The sequence below is a fragment of the Arboricoccus pini genome (assembly GCF_900187945.1).
GTDB classification, from domain to species: Bacteria; Pseudomonadota; Alphaproteobacteria; order Geminicoccales; family Geminicoccaceae; genus Arboricoccus; species Arboricoccus pini.
Window position 1 is genome coordinate 1 of sequence record NZ_FYEH01000012.1, and the last position, 16,479, is coordinate 16,479.

A 16,479-nucleotide genomic window follows, 5' to 3' on the forward strand; every position below is an offset into this window, starting at 1 on the left:
TCACCCAGCCATGCGTGAAAATGCAACGGACCCGCCGTGCTCGCCTGCTCAAAATCCGGCGCTTCCTGCCCAAGCTGTAACGACATCAAGCTTCCATCCTGCCTGTTGGTGCCCCATCGGGCTTGCCACATGAGGTGGGGGCGACCGGGCGGATTTACCACCGGCCCCTCTCATCGAATTCTGGCTGGCCCGCTCTCCCTCCCGCCCTCAAAGTCGGGAGGGTGCGGCTAGGCGCGTAGCCCGGGATCGCACGCCCAACATCAGGATCGGGAGATCACGATGCCAAAGCTTACCTTGGCCACCATCGCCGCCTTGGGGATGTTGACGCTGAGCGGCGCGCTCGTCACGGCCGGCGCTGCCTGCACGCAGCATCAGTCAGCCAGCGCCCAGAGCCAGGAAAAGCCACCGGCCAGGACGAGCGGCCAGTCCAGCTGAGCTCGTCCTCGTCATCCCTTAATCCAGGTTGACCCTCCTCGTCCGGGCCCCTTTCGGGCGCGCATGTGATCCTTCGCCCTCTGGCCTCAAGCTCTGCATGGGGCTATGGCGGGCCGACGCCGATGCTTGATGCGGCAGGTGCGGCGCCCACAGGGCTCAAGGCAAAAAGGATCGCAATATGGATTACGTGAAGCTCGGCCAGACCGGCCTCGATATCTCGCGCCTTTGTCTTGGCTGCATGACCTTTGGCGACCCTGATGCCGGCGCCCATCCCTGGACGCTGAACGAGGAAGCTTCACGGCCGATTTTTCGTCACGCGGTCGAGAACGGCATCAATTTTTTCGATACCGCCAACAGCTACTCGGCCGGCACCTCCGAGCGCATGGTTGGCAAATTCCTCAAGGAATTCACCCGCCGCGACGAGACGGTAGTGGCAACCAAGGTCTATTTCCCCGAAGGGGCCGCCGGCGGCCCCTGGCACCCGAACCGCCAGGGCCTCTCGCGCAAGGCCATTTTCACCGGTATCGATGCCAGCCTGCAGCGCCTCGGGCTCGATCACGTCGATCTCTACCAGATCCACCGCTTCGACCCGACCACGCCCATCGAGGAGACGATGGAAGCGCTTCACGACGTCGTGAAGGCGGGCAAAGCCCGCTATATCGGCGCCTCGTCGATGTATGCCTGGCAGTTCGCCAAGATGCAGGTGGTGGCGGTGCGGCATGGCTGGACCCGCTTCGTGACGATGCAGAACCATCTCAACCTCCTTTACCGCGAGGAGGAGCGGGAGATGGTCCCGCTTTGCGAGGACGAGGGCGTCGGCATGATCCCCTGGAGCCCGCTGGCGCGCGGACGCCTGGCGCGGCCATGGGAAACGGAGACTGGTCGCAGCCGGACCGATGCGGTGATCGGCCGGCTTTATGCCAAGACCGAGGCCGCTGATCGCGAGGTCGTCGAAGCCGTGGCCAAGATCGCGGCCGCGCGCGGCACGCCCATGGCGCAGGTGGCCCTGGCCTGGGTGGCGCAAAAGCCGGTCGTCTCGGCGCCGATCGTCGGTGCCTCCAAGACCGCCCAACTCGACGATGCCCTGGCCGCCCTCTCGGTCAAGCTTTCCGCCGAGGAGATCGCCGCCCTGGAGGCGCCCTACGTGCCGCACGATCTGGTGATCTGACGGGTGCCATGCCTTCAGCGCCTCGCATGCCTTGCTACACTGATACCGTGAGCGGTGATCGCGAGGCGAGTGCATGACGGTTGACCCGTTCGATCCGGCCACAAGGCTTGTGCGCCTCCTGCGGGAGCGGCGCATCGGCGCGCTCGAGCTCCTGGACCAGATGATCGAGCGCGTTCTCAGGCTGGACGGCCCGCTCAATGCTGTCGTCGTCCGTGACTTCGAGCGCGCCCGCGAGCGCGCGAGGGGGCTGGACTCGACGACAGGACCTGTCGGCCCGCTGCATGGCCTGCCCATGACGGTCAAGGAGAGCTTCGACATCGTCGGGCTGCCCACCACTTTGGGTTTCCCCGAGCGTGCAAGATACAAGATCGCCGAGAGCGCCCTCGCGATCGAGCGCCTCGAGGCGGCCGGTGCGGTGATCTTCGGCAAGACGAACGTGCCAACGGCGCTGGCCGACTGGCAGAGCGCCAACGCCCTCTATGGCACGACGTGCAATCCCTGGAATCTCGAGCTGACGGCGGGCGGCTCCTCGGGCGGCTCGGCTGCCGCGCTGGCGGCCGGCCTCACGCCCTTGGAGCTCGGCAGCGACATTGGCGGCTCGATCCGCCAGCCCGCCCATGCATGCGGTGTCTTCGGTCACAAGTCGACCTATGGCCTCGTGCCACGCCGGGCGGCACCGGGCAGGCTGCCCTTCGCCGTCGACATCGCCGTCAGCGGGCCACTGGCCCGGACGGCGGCCGATCTTGACCTCGCTCTCGACGTCCTGGCTGGACCTGACCCGGCTTTGACCCGGGCCAGGCTCAGCCTGCCGCCAGGGCCCGTCACCCTCTCAGGTCTCAAGGTGGCGATCTGGGCCGAGGATGGCGCGTCGCCCACGGATGGCCAGATCACCCAGGCCATCCTCGATCTCGTGCCGCGTCTGGAGGCCAAGGGTGCCATCGTCGATGTCCGCGCGCGACCGGCCTTCGATCCCGCCTTCGCCATGGCGCTCTATCTGATGCTGCTCACTCAGCCTCTGACGATCGGCGTCGAGCCCGAGATCGCGGCTGCCAAGGCCGCCGAGTTCAAGGACCTCTTCGCGCGCTTTCCCATCGACCAAAGTCCAGTCGGCCTCAGCCATCAGGCGTGGCTGAAGCTGGACGCGCAACGGAGCGACCTGACGCGCCGCTACGCCGCCTTCTTTGCCGACTGGGATGTTCTTCTCTGCCCGGCCTTCAGCATTCCCGCCCATCGCCACCTGACGGGCGAGCAGAAGGACTGGCACCTCGACGTCGGCGGCCAACTCATCGACTATGGCGAGTTGCTTTTTTGGCCGGGCATCATCGGCGCCTTCGGCCTGCCCGCAACCGTCGTCCCTTTGGGCATCACCCGAGACAACCAGCCCTTCGGCCTCCAGATCGTCGGCCCCCTCCATGGCGACCGCATCACCATCGCCGTGGCCGGCCTCCTCGAGGCCATGGGTCTGACCTTCCAGCGGCCGACCGGCTATGGCTGAACCGGGCAGGGCGGCACAAAGGCACCAACCCCTTGTGGCGACCAGGTCGGCCAACTTGGCATTTCCCTAACTCCTTCTCGACCATCCGCCGCGTCGCGATCCTGCCGGCCGGTCGCCCGAAAATGCCTCTGGCGTTCAGACCGCTTCCAAACCCTCAACGAACCGCCTGAGCGCGGCATTGCCATTGTGTCGACGAAAGAGCGCTGCGATCGGTAATTCGGGAAAGGCGCGATCGCCCTGCAGGAACGTGACGCCTGGCGGCGCGGCACTTTGCAGGATGGTGGGCACGGTGGCTATGCCAAGGCCGGCGCCGACCAGCGACAGCAGCATGATCGGGCTTTGCGCATGGTGCCGTACCATGGGGGCGAACCCCGCCGCCTCGCGAAAGGCGTCGACTCCGAGATCCTCGCCCAGTGCTTCATAGGTGATGAACGGTTCCTCGCGCAGCAGGTCGAACGGCACCACCGCACGCTTGGCCAAAGGGTGCCCTGTCGGCAGGGCCAGCGCCATCCGCCAGCGCTCGACCACCAGGCTGTCAAATGCTGGCTTACGGCTCTCGGCATTGGCGACGACGAAGCCGATATCGAGTTCTCGGGTCAGCAGCGCCTCGCGCTGCATGGCCGGATGCAGCTCGCGGACGTCGAGCGTGATCTCTGGCAGCGCGGCATGGAACGCGCTCAGCAGGCGCGACAACAATCCGGAATAGGCCGTGGCAGCGGAGTAGCCGATCGCCAGCCGTCCGGCCTCGCCCCGACCGGCACGCTGGGCCAGGTCGATCGCCTGATCAAGGGCACGCAAGATCCGGCGCGCTTCCTCCAGGAACAGCTGCCCGGGCTCGGTCACGGCCACCGATCGGCGCGTTCGGTCGAGCAGGCGGACCCCCAACATCTCCTCCAGCTGGCGAATCTGCATGCTGAGGGCGGGCTGGACGATGTTGAGCCGCACGGCGGCGCGCCCGAAATGCAATTCCTCGGCGACGGCCGCGAAGGCACGCAGATGGCGAATCTCAGGAATCATCACGGCATTTGATCAGTATGGTCATAAACCAATATTGGACGAATAAGTGCCGTCTTTCCATCAGGGCAACGATCTTAGATTGGAAAACGCCATGATGAGTGGAGCCGGCGGCATGCCCCCTGCGCCGAGAGCCGTCGAGATGCGCGCAGGTGGGCCAGCCTTCACAGTCTTTCTGGGCGCCTTGACGGCGTTGCCCCCGCTCGCGATCGACATGGGGCTTCCTGGTATCCCCGCGATCGAGGCCGATCTCGCCGGCGCGGCCGGTCGCGGGGCGCTGACGCTCAGTCTGTTCCTGGCGGGTTTCGCGGTAGCGCCACTGGTGTGCGGACCCTTGGCCGATCGCTTCGGGCGAAGGCTTACCATAATGGCGGGACTGTTCGTCCTGTCGCTGGCGGCAGGCGCATGTACGATCGCGCAAAGCTTCACACTGCTGCTGGCCTGCCGGCTGCTGCAGGGAGTAGCCGCGGGCGCCTGCGTCATCCTGCCGCTGGCGATCGTGCGCGATCTATTTGACGGATCCGAGGCGCGCCAACATCTCAGCCGGATTAGCGCGGTGATGGGCCTGGCGCCGATGTTTGCGCCTGTCTTGGGCGGATGGGTGATGCTGATGGGCGGCTGGCGCGCCATCTATGGCGCTCAGGCGCTGTGCGGGGCGCTTTTGCTGGCCGTCGCCTTTTTTGGTTTCACCGAGACGCTGCCCGCCTCGCGGCGACGGCAGCTCGCGCCCAAGATCCTGGCCGCCGGCTATGCGACGGTGCTGCGCGACCGCGCGTTCCGCGGCAATACCCTCGTCTACGCCGTGACCTTCGCCTGCATGTTCAGCTTCATCTCCAGCGCGCCCGCCGTGCTGATGGGCCAGCTCGGCCTGTCCCCCACGGTCTTCGCGCTGGTATTTGGCCTCACCTCGTGCGGGACGTTGCTGGGATCGCTGCTCAGCGGCTGGCTGAACCGGCGGGGTGTGTCGGGTCCGGCACTGGTGGATCGTTCCGCGATCGGCATGCTCGTCGCGGCCCTCGTGCTGGTCGTGGTAGTGCTGACAGGCGTCGCCAATCTTTGGACGATCGTCGCGCCGGTCGCCGCGGCGATCTTCTGCTTCGGCCTGCTCGGCCCCAGCTCGAATCATGATGCGCTGCACGGCTTGCCGCAGGTGGCTGGTGCAGCATCCGGCGTCCTGCGCTGCTTGCAGATGGTGCTGGGCGCGCTCGCCAGCGCACTCGTCGCCTGGCTGGCGCCGCTCGACCAGCCGCTGGCGGTGATGGCCGGCCTGATGGCAGGAGCCGCGCTGGCGGCTATGGCAGTCCTGGTCAGGCTGCGCCTAGGAGAACGTCGCGACCAGCAGTCAAATCTCGTTCGCGACATGTCCTGACGGGCGACATCGCCCGCGGGGGCCAACGATCGCCGTCACGCCCAAGCCACTGCCCTCAGGCGAGCTGCCACGTCCGCTTGCCTGAGGGCAATGCGCGCCTAATCCTTGAAGACGACGGTCTTCCTGCCGTTCGGCAACACACGGTCGGCCAAGTGCCAGGCAAGCGCGCGGGCCAGAACCCGCCGCTCGATATCACGCCCCTTGCGCACGAGATCCTCCGGCTTGTCGGCATGCGTGATGCGCTCGACGTCTTGCTCGATGATCGGCCCCTCGTCCAGGTCGGGCGTCACATAGTGCGCCGTGGCGCCGATCAGCTTCACCCCGCGCGCATGCGCCTGATGATAGGGCCGGGCTCCCTTGAAACCCGGCAGGAACGAGTGGTGGATGTTGATGCAGCGACCGGCGAGCCTGGTCGATAGCTCGTCGGAGAGGACCTGCATGTAGCGGGCGAGGACGACGACGTCGGTTTGCGTCGACTGGACCAGATCCCAGATCGCCGCCTCCTGCTGCGCCTTCGTCTCGCGTGTTACCGGCAGATAGTGGAACGGGATGTCGCCGAAATCGTGATGCGCGTAGGTGGATCTCGGATAATTGGCGACGATGGCCGAGACTTCCATCGGGATCTCGCCGATCTGCCGGCGATAAAGCAGGTCCGCCAGGCAATGGTCGAAGCGCGAGACGAGCAGCATGACCCGACGCGTCTCCGCCTGCGAGCGCATCGCCCAGTCCATGCCGAACCGCGCCGCCACCGGTACGAAGGCGGCCCTCGCCGCCTCGAGCAGGACGCTTGCCGCCCTCTCGTCCCTGACAGGATTGAAGGTGATCCTGGCAAAGAAGCGGCCGCTCTCCTGATCGTCGTATTGATGCGCCTCGAGGACGTTGAATCCTTCCTCGAACAGGAGGGTGGAGGCGGCGGCGACGATGCCGGGCCGGTTCTGGCAGACAAAGGTCAAGACCAGTTGGCAGCCGGGCGAAGAAAGGTCGATGGACATCTAAACGTCTCGCAAGAAAGAAAGGACAGGCAGCTCTTGGGCAGCTGCCTTGGCCAGCCGGCCACCGCAGTGCCACCGCGCGGACCGTCCTTTCGCCGACCGGGCCCAATCGTATCGGCCAATGTCGGGATGACGCCGCCGCGCGCCCTTCAGCGCTGCTTGCCGCAGTCCAGAATTCACAACCTCGCCGAAGCGCTGGGCGCGCGGATCGCCTCGGGCCGGAGTCCTTCTATCTCCGTTGGATCGGCCGCAGAACCCTGTCGTTTTGGAGAGCGAGTATGCGCCGCATGGTCCGCTATGCCTGCTTTGTCGTCATCGCTATCCTTTTGCTTATTCTCTACGCTGCCGGCCAACAGCTTTCGCCGACAGCACACAAAGCGCTGCTCTATGCCCTGATCGTCACGGGCGCGTCGCTCGGTGCTTTTTGCATCGCCGCCAAGGGCAACGGCCGCGACGCGAACGGACCAGGCCGAGAATAGCCCCGAGCGTTCGACTGGACGGGCCGCGCGCAGACTTCTCATTGACAGGCAGGGCCTCGGCGCATGATTAATGGTTGGCGCGTCCTTTCGACCGCGTGGCTGCTCCCTTTCGATCCGACCGACATACCGAGCTCCCGCGCCTAAAACGTGCCGGGACGGTACCGGCCGAGCCGACAGCCTTACCCCAGTGGGCATCAGGTCAGGGCCGCTCAATGAAATTCGCCTCCAGATCGCCGCGTGCGATGTCTGCCTCGAACCGGCCGCCAGCTGATCGGCGCGCCGCCGCCTGTCCCGCAATCGTAGCCCGCGCATGAGCACGCCCATGTTGCGTATCCATATCGGCTGCCAGCTCAATTTCACGCTGCCGCAGATGACGCCCATGATCGTTATGCTGAATGTGCATTTCTCACGCTTTTCGGATCTGGAACGCCCCGATCATCTCATTACGAAGCCTGCCACCCAGGTTGCGGGCTATCGCGACAGCTTTGGCAACTGGTGCAGCCGTCTGGTGGCGCCTGCTGGCGAATTCACGCTCGGCACCGACGCGATCGTTCTCGATTCCGGCGCGTCCGACCCGATCGATCCCGGCGCCATCCAACATCAAGTGCAGGATTTGCCGGCGGAGACTCTCTTATTCCTCCTTGGCAGCCGTTATTGCGAGACCGATCGGCTCTCCGAAGAAGCTTGGCGGCTGTTCGGCCTTATGCCGCTCGGCTGGGCACGGGTCCAGGCCATCTGCGACTTCGTGCATAACCATCTGGAGTTCGGCTACGCGTATTCGCGGGCGACGCGCACCGCATTCGAGGCCTATACGGAGCGTCGCGGCGTCTGTCGCGACTTCGCGCACCTGGCGATCGCATTCTGCCGATGTCTGAACATTCCCGCCCGCTATTGTACAGGCTACATCACCGACATCGGGCTTCCTCCACCCTACGCGCCCATGGATTTCGCCGCCTGGATGGAGGTCTATCTGGGTGGCAGGTGGCACACGTTCGATCCGCGCAACAACGCTCCCCGGATAGGCCGCATCCTAATCGCCCAGGGCCGTGACGCCGCCGATGTGCCACTTACGCACAGCTTCGGGCCCGGCCTGTTGTCGGATTTCCGGGTGTGGGCGGAAGACGCGTCAGCGGTCGAGATGATGCTTTAGCTTATTAGCCATATCCGGCTAACCGACCGAAATTTCATCAAAATAGCCGGGCTCAGGCGTCGAGAAGAACGTCGCCTTGGGGCTGGCCGACGCAGGTGAGGACGAAGCCGTCGGCAATATCGTCCTCGCTCAGGACCTGTTGAGCGGGCATGTCCACCCTGCCACGGATCCGTTTGATTTTGCAGGCGCCGCAGATGCCGGATCGGCAGGAGCTCTGGAGATCGACACTTTCGCGGGTGGCTGCATCCAGGATCGTTTCGCCCGTGGCACACACGACGGTCTTGCCGGTTTTGCGGAACGTGACCGTTGCTCGTCCAGCACCGGCAGCTGGAGCAGCCGATGTGGGATACGACGGGTGCGCAGTCGACGGCTTGAGGACCGCCAGGGATCGCGGTGCGACGGCAGGGGGGGACGCCAGAGCTGTCGAGGTCGAGCTGCCGCCAAAGCGTTCACTATGGAGGCGCTGGCGCGGTAGTCCTTCCGCGAGAAGCAGGCTCTCCACCATGTCCATATAGCCCGACGGTCCACAGACGAAAGCTTCCCGTTCGGCCAGATCGTCGACCACCGCCCGCAAGAGTTGCGGGGTAAAGGGCCCGGTCAGCCCGTGCCAGGATTGGCCGGGAACTAGGCGCTTTGGCACGATGACCAGTCGCAATCGCTCTTGCAGGCGAGCGTTCAGATAGGAGAGTTCTTGCGCGAAAGCGACATCGGCGAGGCTACGCACGTTATAGATGACGACGCTCTTTGTGGGCGCTTCGGTGTCGGCGATCCAACGGAGCATCGAGATGATGGGGGTGATCCCGATCCCGGCAGCGATAAAGAGCAGCTTCGGCGAAGGGTGATCGACGCAGGTGAAATCGCCACCTGGCCCGGTAATATCCAATTCGAAGCCAGGGATGACCTCATCCCAGAGCCAGTTCGAGATCCAACCCAACGGCACGCGCTTTACCGATATCGACAAGGTGAAGGGCCGCGAAGGCGAGGAGGAAAGGGTATAAGTCCTCCTTAACAGACGGTCGCCGATAGGGGCTTCGACGGTGACGAACTGACCGGGCTTGTAGCTGAAGAAGCAGGGTCGGAGGGCACAAAAGCTGTAGGTCTTGACGTCGTGCGTCTCGATGGTCACCGACACACAACGCAGGCGCATCTTGCCGCCCTGCCAGAGGTCTTCCGTCTTACGGGTAATGCCTGGCGGTGGCCATGCCGGGAGGCCGAGCCCGGCGGCCGACGTGGCATTTGCGGGCGGCACGGAGTCTTTCGCCGGTGTGCTTCGGCTGCCCGCCTCCGCTCGCGACAAAGAGCCGCCTTTGGTCCCACTATTGGCCGGCGCGCGGCGTTCGGCTTGCAGAGCAGGCGCCAGCGGAGAGCCCTCGACCGAAGGCAGATCAAGCGGCGGCGAGGCCGCAGCCAATTCGAAAGCCGGCGGCGAAAATAGCGTCTCGCCATCCCTTTGCTGGATGAGCTTGCGGATCTCGCTGCGCACCTGCGCGCGAGATCTCGATTCGTTGCCGAGCGTGAACCGATGACCGAAAATTCGGCCATCGCCCGCCAGTTGGGTCACGAAGTCGTCGAGCGCGCGCATCAGGTCCGCATGATGGCCAGTATCGACGAGCGTACCGATCCTGGCCAAGGCGTCGGCGACGGCGGTTGGGCCTGTCACCAGCCGCCCGGCCTCATAAGCCCCCCACATGGAGGAGTAGCTGCGCTGCAGTTCGGCTAGTCCTTTGCGTATGTCCTCGTTCATTGTCCAAACGCCATCGCTTAACAATCGATGGAAATGTTGGACGTCGTGAGGTGTTATGTCCTTCTCGCAGTCGGCGATCGATATAAAGATCAGGAACATAATGCTCGCGAGCTCATCATGCAGATCGACAAGGTCCTGCACGGTCTTTGCTTCCGACATGACTCATTCCCCCTCGACTTGAAATCTATTTGGACGGATCAAATGGACGCATCACTCAATGTTGAGCGCGGCCGCCAGCGCAGGTGGCCGCGCGCTGGCGGCCCGACTTGAAGCCAATGACCTTTGTCCTCCGAGCGTGTCGCTCGGCGCCGTCCGCCAGTCTGGGGCGACGATAATGACGGCAAATTCGCTGACGATCTGGTAGACACGATCGCCGGTCGTCGCGCCGCCCTTTTGCGCTTCAGGAAATTCCAGCTGCACACGCGCACTCAAGCTGGCACTTTCAGCATCGTCGCCGGTCGGATCAGGTGAGTATTTGACCGAGCCCAGGTAGAGAAGATGGGCAACGCGCCCAGCTTCCGCCAACGGGCGAAGCTCGCCGCCGCACTTGTAGCGTCGCACTTCGCTCTCTTGTGCAATCATGGCCAGCCTGCCGAGCGGCATGTCGCCCAGGATGTCGAATTCGGCCAGCAGGAGGATGCGCGTGACGGTATCGTAGGCTTCCAACTCGTAGGACTTGGGCGCTTCCCAATCGAGCTTTAGGACGGGCCCTACTCCACCTATCGCGGCAAAGCTGATCGAGGCGCCGCGCTCGACGACGGCGGAGGCGCTATCGCACAAAAGGCCATCGACGAAGAAAGGGGCCAGGTCCAGACGCTCGACCCGCACCTCGCCCAAGTGGCGGACGATGGCCAGATGATAGGGTAGGAGGCTACGGTCCCGGATACTCACGTCGTTACCGGGCGCGCGCCCGACGGTGATCTTGGATTGGGTCCAGTTCGTTACCTGAGCCGTCTTGTCAGGCCATGTCACCGTGAGATGCAATGCCATGAGGCCGGCGGTATTGTTTCCACCCCTGGGGCCCATGGCCAAGAGCCCAGCTAGGACTTCATCGAGCAGCCAATGGCCAACGAGCTCGTCCTTCGGACGGCTGGCCTTGAGACCGGCTGCCGCCTCTGCGGCCAGTGGCGGATCGATACCGGCAAACGCCGTCAGGGTGAGCGCTTGGCCAATGGGATCGGCGTTGCCCAGGAGGGTCTCGAGATTTGCAGCCCCGTCCAGTCCTTGCACGATGACGTCGCGAAAGACGTGGCGCTCCAATCCTTCGGGCGATTCGAGCTCTTTTTGCGTATCTTGGAGACGCAGCGCAGCGACGAGATCGGGAGCCAGGGCGCTTTCCCAACTCGTCCCGGCATCGCGCGCGGCCGGAAGCAACAGAAGGGGTGCCATGACGTGGCCGGCAAAGCCTGCTGCGTCGCTCGCATACCAAAGGCCGAGCTCGCTCGGGCCCATGGCCCTGAGCAGGCTCAGTAGCCTGCAGCCAACATCCCGCAGGTGGCCGCCCACCTGGGTGTGCAGGAGGCGCCCCAGCGTGATCGAGAAGCTGTCGCCGCACAGGTTCGAATCCAGGAAAAAGCGCGCGGCCAGGAGGTCTTGCAGCGTTTGCAGGCAGATCGAGGCGCGCATGCTCATGATCCCGTTGGGCTCGGCAAGCCCGCGCAGCATCCTTTGATGATCTTCGGCTGAGACCTGCAAGCTTGCCTGCAGCACGTCGAAGGTGGTGCGCATGTCGTGGCTATCCCGCAGGCCCGCGAGGGTGCCCCCGGCCTCGACATGATTGACGACCATTCCTCCAGCCATGTCGCGGTAAGCAGCAAAGGCGGTTTCCTTCTCCAGGCTCGTCGCTTCCGACGCTCTTGAATCGACGACCTCGCTCATGCCTAAATCGTCGAGCAGCCGCGCATGGTCGGCGTCACTGATCCCCATCTGCGTACGGATGTCGTAGAGGAGGTCTGCGAAGGATGTCGTGCTCGTCGTACCGGTAGCGACGGCGTCGTCCAGAACATTGCGATAGGCTTGCAGCTTCTGCTCGTGTGAAAAGCCCGGCAGAACCTTGGTCAGCAGATAGAGCTCGTCGGGTCCGAGATCGTCGAGCTGGCGTCCGTCCAAATAATGAGCAACGTCGACTTTGAGCTTTTTCAGCTGACTTAGCAGGCTCGATGCCATGCCCTCGCGGCGATATTTGATGGGTGAGCGCTGCAGGGCCTGCCAGAGCCACATCGTCGTCAGGAGAACGATCAGAATGTCGACGATGTGCATCGCCAAAGCTGGCAGCAATAAAAGGTTGGGGCGCCCCCCGAACAGATAGAAGGTGTTGATCGAGACATAGGCGCTCACGCACAGGCAGTGATTGACAATCTCTGCCTCCGAGATACGCCCTTTGCGGTTGCGGAACGACCGATAGGCGCGCTCGAGGAGCTTGCCGATCGCAAGCGAGGCCACGGCCGCCAGCAGGAGAACCAGCGGCGCTGCCAGCACTTTGGGGATCGGCACCACCTGGCCTCTAAGATAGAGGCCAGGTGACATCAGCTTTGCAAGCGCGCCTTCCTCATGAGTCCAGATGCCGGAGAAGTAATAATCTCCGCTGCCAGAATATAGGTAATAGTATCCGTAAAATCCGACGATAAGACCAAAGAACATATAATAGACCTGCCGGCGGGCAGGATTGGCGATGCTATCCCAATATGAGCGCTCGAGGTCGATATCGCCGCAATTGGCCGTGCACGCGACACAGGCGCTGCGGTCACTCTCGTTGGAGGATGCCCGGCACATGGATTGCGGGGTCGCCGGTCGCTCCACATGCGGGGCGCTCTCCAGCAGGCCGCGTGGCTCAGTATAGATCTTCTGCACGATGTTGACCGGACAGAAATAGTTACACCAGCTCTTGCCGCCCCAAAGCGTCCCAACCAGGAACGCCGCGGCCAGCACGCCAAGCAAGGCCACCGCGAGCGCCATCCGGTCGCTGTTGATCAAGAGTATGCGCGATGTCAGGCCCGCAAACAGAAGGCCTAGCTGGACGTACCACGCATGCCGTGCCAGCCAGTCATTGCGGCCAATCAAGGCCAGGACGCGCTCGATTTTTCCCGTCCGGCGTTGAAGGACGATCCGCCGGCGCTGCAATCCCAGATAACGCGGGAATTGGGATACGAAGGAGAGCGGGCAGATCCGGCGCCAGGCCTCATGACCAAAGACCATGAGAAACAGCGGCAAAACCGGCACGACCATCGTCCAGAAGATACGAGCGCCCATTGCATAAGGGCTGTTTTGAAGAAGCTGGTCCTGTACGGGTATCCCTGTGGCCGTAATTCGAAAGGGGCTGCCGAGCTTCTCGGGCATGGTCCAGGCGGTGGTCAGCGGATCCCAAAAAAGCGACACGATCAATCCAAGCCATCCAAGCAGGAGGGTGGCACGGACAATAACCATCTTTCGCTCGGTCGTTCGCGCGAACATGCTTGAGGCTCCGGCGTCTCAGCTGAGCGCAGTTGGCAAGAACCGACCCGCGATCAGTCCCTGTCATTTCTTCCCCGACAGGTTACTCGCCGATGAATGGCCCCAAATAGTCGTTAGATGATATGCGGAAAATACATGCGAGTATGATTACGATCATTGTCGTCAGTATTGATATATGCGCATGCGATTTTGGCATTACCGCGACTGACCGCAGGGCGATGAAGATTGGGGCGACGCAAGACCGAGGATGATGTCTGTGATCTCACAGGGCGCGACAGCAAAAACCAAACGCCTGCCCATATTGCCGGCCAGGCCCGTTCGCCCGAGGCGACGGCGATGTCGGGCCGGCAATCGACGGGCGTTGTCTGTTGCGGATTGGCTAGTCCGGGCACTCGCGGGTGTGAACCTGGCATTCTTAACAGCGATACCAGCGGTCTCGGCTCAAGAAGCCATCGTCCCCATTCCGTTGCATCAGGATCTGGATTTACGCAAGGTCAAGCTCGGCGCTTCGCTGTTTAGAGACCCGCGCCTTTCGCACGATAACAGCAATTCATGTTCGACCTGCCACCTCTTAGAGCGCGGAGGTGCCGACGGTCTGCCTTTATCGGCGGGCCTGGACGGAAAGCCCGGCATGACGAACACGCCGACGGTCTTCAACTCTGCCTTTAACTTCCGGCTGAATTGGGACGGTCGGGGCGCCTCGCTGGCGACGCAGCTCGATGCCGCCATCAAGGATCCGACCGTCATGGGTGCGACTTGGCCCGAGATCATCGACAAACTGAAGGCCGACAAACGCTTCTCCGTAGAATTTACCAAAGTCTATCCGCAAGGCTTGACGCCAGATGCGACCATCGACGCCCTCGTTACCTACGAGCGCTCTCTGACGACGCCCGATGCGCCTTTCGATCGCTATCTCCGCGGTGATGTAGCAGCCGTCGATGCGGACGAGCTCGAGGGGTATCGCCTCTTTAAGGCCTACGGGTGCATCGCCTGCCACCAGGGAATGAACGTGGGTGGCAACATGATGCAGGTATTTGGCGTCCTCGGTGATCCCGGCGATTATTTTCGCGGGAAGGGGTCAACAACGCCCTTCGATACCGGCCTTTATCGGCTGACGGGCAAGGAAGAGGACAAGTTCGTCTTTCGAGTGCCGAGCCTTCGCAACGTCGCCTTAACGGCACCTTATTTCAATGACGGCTCCGCAACAACACTGCCGGATGCCATTCGGATCATGGCAAAATATCAGTTGGGCCGCCCCATCAGCGAGCGCGACGTCGACCTGATCGTGGCCTTTCTGCAGACCCTGACGGGCGACTATGAGGGCAAGCCCCTCGATGCCCCAAGTGCCAGTGCGGCCGCTCATTGACGACGGTTCGGCCAACTCAAATCCCCGCCGTGCTGTAGGAAGTTGCAAAGAGGTCTCTCGATGGAAAGACGAATACCAAAGCACGGATGGTCGCTCGCAATATGCATCGTCGTCCTGGCCGCGACGACCGCATCTTTCTTCTTGCTATCGCATTCGCCAACCCAGCAGTTCCGTGAGGCGGATGACGAGTTGGCCGAGCTGAAGCAAACGGATGCGCGCTGGACAGCCGACATTCTCAGCCTCGAGCTCGGTCTGAACGGCAATTACGATGTCGTAACGACGCCGCTTCGCGGCTTTAGCGCAGCCTATGAGAGGCTCGAGCGCACAATCGCTGCGATTCACACCAAGGACGAGGCGGCAGCAGCCTCGCAGGCCCTGGCCGACTACAAGGCCGTGATGGCACAGAAAATCGCGTTGGTGGACCGGATCAAGGCGCAATATGCGGTCTTGAGCAATTCATCGCGATTTCTTTCCGTGGCCGACAGCGAATTGTTCATGGTGTCCCAGTCGAGTGACGTCGATCTGACCGTTCAATCGCGGATCGCCGGTATTTTGAACCAACTTATGACGAGCGTTACCAGTTACATGGTAACACCCAATAATAGCCTGCGCGATGTCATCGGTCAGCAGATGCAGGAATTGCAGCGGGTGGCCGAAAGTGTGTCGCCCACAGCGAGCTCCAAGGCCGCGACACTGGTCAAACACACGGACACCATTCTGCGGCAGCGTCAGTTGGGCAACGAGTTGATCGTGGGCGCTGTAACCCTGCCGACCGCCAAGGCAATCGATCACCTGGCGATGCAGTTGCGCGGGCTGAGGGACCAGATCGAGGCAAAGTCCCTGATCTATCGTGACGTTGGCCTCATCTGCCTGGCCCTCCTGGCCGGCAGCCTCGCCTCGGCCGGTTGGCTCCTTTATCGGCACCTCTCCCGGCTCGACGCGTCGAACTCGAAATTGCAACTCGCCAATGACGAGGTGCAGACCCAGCTCATCCAATCGGCCAAGCTCTCCGCGATGGGGCAGATGGTTGCAGGCATCACGCACGAGATCAACACGCCTTTGGCCTATGTCAAAGCAGTCTTCTCCTTGATCAGAGAGCAACTGGCCCTGGTGGCAGCTGCCGACGGGGGACAGGCGCTCAGCCAGATCAAGACGCCCGGTGCCGAGACCAATTTGCTCGATGAAGTCCACATGTTGCTCGAAGAGGGGCTGCACGGCATCGAGGAGATCGCAACCCTTATCCTGACGATGAAGAATTTCAGCCGGCTCGACAAAGGCAGGCTCGACGAATTTTCCGTCGAAGAAGGACTCGAGAATGCCCTCTTGATTGCACGCTCGGAGTTGAAATACGTGGCCGACGTCACGCGTGATTATGGCAACGTGCCGTCGATAACCGGTTCGTCCTCGCAGATCAAACAGGTCTTCTTGAACCTGATCAACAACGCCGCCCATGCAATGGCAAGCCTTGATCGTCGTGGCGAGCTTACCATCCGAACCCGTCTGGAGGGCGAGGATCAGGTGGTTATCGAGATTGCGGACGACGGCCCGGGCATTCCGGCCGCGATTCGCGACAAGATCTTCGATCCGTTTTTTACGACCAAGGAGGTCGGCAAGGGGACCGGCATGGGCCTCTCGATCTGTTATCGCATCGTCCACAATCATGGCGGGTCGCTGACGGTCAATTCCGAGGAGGGGCGAGGTACGACCTTCATGGTCCTTCTTCCCATCCGCCATCAGCTGAATGACGCCGCCACTGCTGACACGCGGCTTGTCGCGGCAGTCTGAAATCTTTTCTTCTCAAATCGAGGAGCGCCGTT

General features: G+C 62.8%; 12 protein-coding genes. 8 read left to right on the top strand and 4 right to left on the bottom strand.

The genetic code is table 11. The features are described from left to right. Window positions 1-279 precede the first annotated feature (279 nt). The 3 genes from CFB17_RS19265 (at window position 280) to CFB17_RS14770 (ending at window position 3,098) form a co-directional block, all read left to right on the top strand. The gene (locus CFB17_RS19265; protein ID WP_165769631.1) at window positions 280-435 is read left to right on the top strand and encodes a hypothetical protein; all 156 of its coding nucleotides are present in this window, start codon (window positions 280-282) and stop codon (window positions 433-435) included. Between the two features lie 178 nt (window positions 436-613). Beyond that, window positions 614-1,603: an aldo/keto reductase gene (locus CFB17_RS14765; RefSeq protein ID WP_088562345.1), complete on the top strand. Its 990-nt coding sequence runs from the start codon at window positions 614-616 to the stop codon at window positions 1,601-1,603. A 73-nt stretch (window positions 1,604-1,676) separates the two neighbouring features. Then, window positions 1,677-3,098 carry an amidase family protein gene (locus CFB17_RS14770; RefSeq protein ID WP_088562346.1) on the top strand — a complete coding sequence of 474 codons (1,422 nt, stop codon included), beginning with the start codon at window positions 1,677-1,679 and terminating at the stop codon, window positions 3,096-3,098. Between the two features lie 135 nt (window positions 3,099-3,233). On the opposite strand, the gene CFB17_RS14775 is transcribed toward CFB17_RS14770, so the two are convergent. Continuing rightward, window positions 3,234-4,115 carry a LysR substrate-binding domain-containing protein gene (locus CFB17_RS14775; protein ID WP_088562347.1) on the bottom strand — a complete coding sequence of 294 codons (882 nt, stop codon included), beginning with the start codon at window positions 4,113-4,115 and terminating at the stop codon, window positions 3,234-3,236. 139 nt (window positions 4,116-4,254) lie between these two features. Here CFB17_RS14775 and CFB17_RS14780 point away from each other — a divergent pair, with 139 nt between their 5' ends. Beyond that, a complete protein-coding gene (locus CFB17_RS14780; protein WP_279311753.1) occupies window positions 4,255-5,481 on the top strand; it encodes a multidrug effflux MFS transporter in 1,227 nt (408 codons plus the stop codon). A 98-nt stretch (window positions 5,482-5,579) separates the two neighbouring features. On the opposite strand, the gene purU is transcribed toward CFB17_RS14780, so the two are convergent. Continuing rightward, window positions 5,580-6,473, bottom strand: coding sequence for a formyltetrahydrofolate deformylase (purU, locus tag CFB17_RS14785; RefSeq protein WP_088562349.1), 894 nt, complete (start codon window positions 6,471-6,473; stop codon window positions 5,580-5,582). Between the two features lie 278 nt (window positions 6,474-6,751). Here purU and CFB17_RS14790 point away from each other — a divergent pair, with 278 nt between their 5' ends. Together CFB17_RS14790 and CFB17_RS14795 are read left to right on the top strand one after the other, a co-directional pair. Further along, window positions 6,752-6,952: a hypothetical protein gene (locus tag CFB17_RS14790; RefSeq protein WP_088562350.1), complete on the top strand. Its 201-nt coding sequence runs from the start codon at window positions 6,752-6,754 to the stop codon at window positions 6,950-6,952. 325 nt (window positions 6,953-7,277) lie between these two features. Then, the gene (locus CFB17_RS14795) at window positions 7,278-8,102 is read left to right on the top strand and encodes a transglutaminase-like domain-containing protein (protein ID WP_088562430.1); all 825 of its coding nucleotides are present in this window, start codon (window positions 7,278-7,280) and stop codon (window positions 8,100-8,102) included. A 52-nt stretch (window positions 8,103-8,154) separates the two neighbouring features. On the opposite strand, the gene CFB17_RS14800 is transcribed toward CFB17_RS14795, so the two are convergent. Then, window positions 8,155-10,005: a hybrid-cluster NAD(P)-dependent oxidoreductase gene (locus tag CFB17_RS14800; protein WP_088562351.1), complete on the bottom strand. Its 1,851-nt coding sequence runs from the start codon at window positions 10,003-10,005 to the stop codon at window positions 8,155-8,157. 51 nt (window positions 10,006-10,056) lie between these two features. Continuing rightward, complete coding sequence (locus CFB17_RS14805) at window positions 10,057-13,221, bottom strand: 4Fe-4S binding protein (protein WP_165769633.1); 3,165 nt, start codon at window positions 13,219-13,221, stop codon at window positions 10,057-10,059. Window positions 13,222-13,546: 325 nt separating this feature from the next. Here CFB17_RS14805 and CFB17_RS14810 point away from each other — a divergent pair, with 325 nt between their 5' ends. Next, on the top strand, window positions 13,547-14,662 hold the full coding sequence (locus tag CFB17_RS14810) for a cytochrome-c peroxidase (protein ID WP_088562353.1): 1,116 nt from the start codon (window positions 13,547-13,549) through the stop codon (window positions 14,660-14,662). Window positions 14,663-14,722: 60 nt separating this feature from the next. After that, the gene (locus tag CFB17_RS14815; RefSeq protein ID WP_088562354.1) at window positions 14,723-16,447 is read left to right on the top strand and encodes a DAHL domain-containing protein; all 1,725 of its coding nucleotides are present in this window, start codon (window positions 14,723-14,725) and stop codon (window positions 16,445-16,447) included. The last annotated feature ends 32 nt before the right edge of the window (window positions 16,448-16,479 follow it).